The following is a 1,554-nucleotide window of genomic DNA, read 5'->3' as shown; positions in this document are numbered from 1 at the left end:
GCCGCTAACCGGGCTGACGTAGTTGGCGAACAGGATGCGGTCGGCGTTGGCGCGCGCCCCCTTCGAGTAGCGGCCGAACAGCGAGAAGTCTTCCGACATGCGGTAGTTCGCGCTGATCGAGTAGGACAGGTAGTGGTAGTTGTAGTGCACGGGTGAGGGCTTGGTATAGTCGATGAAGCCCACTCTCGTCTCCGGCGACGAAATGGTGCCGTCACCGTTCATGTCGTAGGTGGTCGATTTCGCCGTGCCCGGCAGGCTGGTGCCGTAGATCGTGCCACGGGCCTTGCCCATATCGTAGCGGACGGATGCGCCGAGTGCGACCTTTCCGAATGCGTAGTTGAGAGACCCGTACGGCGCATCGACGTCGTAAGTGAGGTCGTAGCGGTCGCGGCGGTATCCCCCGATCAGCATCGGGTTGTAGGCCAGGAAACCATTTTCGGTGAGCTGATAAGGCCCTGCGAACACATCAATCAGATGGGCCTCGCCGCCACCGAGAACATCGGTGACCATGGTGCTTGAGGTCCATGCGGTATCGATGTCCTGGCTCGACTTGTAATAGCCTGCGGTGAAGGTCAGTTTGCCCGAACCGAGATCCCAGACCTTGCTCGCACGCAAATCGTTGGTCATGTTGTTCAGACTGTTGATCGCCGTATCCTGAGGCGTGAGCAACGCCAGAAGGCCATTCCCGTTGAGCGCTGCCGGATCTGCAATCGTCTGCCCGGCATTGGGACCGGTCGCATATTGCAGGCTGGTCGCTCCGAACATCGCCATGATGGCCGAAGCCGAATTGATCGACTGAAACGGCAGGCGCGAGTCCGCATTGGAATAGGAATAGGGCTGATTCACGTGGCCGGAGATGTCCGCAAAACGGAACTTGTCGTTGATCGTCCAGCCTTCGACGTCGAATTTCGTCTCGAAGCCAACCGATTTGACCTTGGAATGGGTGGCATCGCTGAAGGGATCGCTGACCGGCCGGTTTTCGCTGTCCAGGGTGATGTTGGCCGGAATGTAGCGCGAGAACAGCGAGTCCCTGGTGACGTCGAGGCCCGGCACGTTAGAATAGTGGGGGTTGCTGTTAGTCCCCGAGACGAGGACCGGCGAGAACGGCGTGGGAACCGTCTGGTCGTCGAGGAACTTCGCATAGACCCGGAAATACCCGCCCGCGAAATCCTTGGTCATGTTGAACTTGAGCTGCCCGCCCTTGAACCCGTCGAAACCGGTAGCACGCGGCCCCTCGCCCTTGCGGTAGAAACCGCCGACGTGGAAGCGCAGCGTATCGCTGACTGGCCCGCCATATTCAAAATCGACGCGCTTGGTATGGTAGTCGAGGCCGGTACTGACCTGGATCGATCCGCCTTCGACATCGCCGGTCTTGTCGATGAGGTTGACGATGCCGCCCGACGAGTTCGAGGCGAAGGTCGAGGCCGAGCCACCGCGGATCGCCTGGACCCCGGCAAGGTTGAGGTCGGCGCGCAGGAACTGGTCTGCGGTGGCAAAGGCGATATCGCCGAATTCCAGCGTTGGCAGGCCGTTTTCCTGGATCTGCAGGAACTT

General features: G+C 60.2%; 1 pseudogene. It reads right to left on the bottom strand.

What is annotated here, in order from left to right:
* A pseudogene (locus MTR64_RS21235) lies at nt 1–1,554 on the bottom strand (TonB-dependent receptor); the annotation flags it as partial.

This window comes from Novosphingobium album (ex Hu et al. 2023), assembly GCF_022832385.1.
Classification (GTDB): Bacteria; Pseudomonadota; Alphaproteobacteria; order Sphingomonadales; family Sphingomonadaceae; genus Novosphingobium; species Novosphingobium album.
The sequence above is the reverse complement of the archived record's forward strand: the minus strand, read 5'-3'. Positions and strand labels throughout refer to the sequence as shown.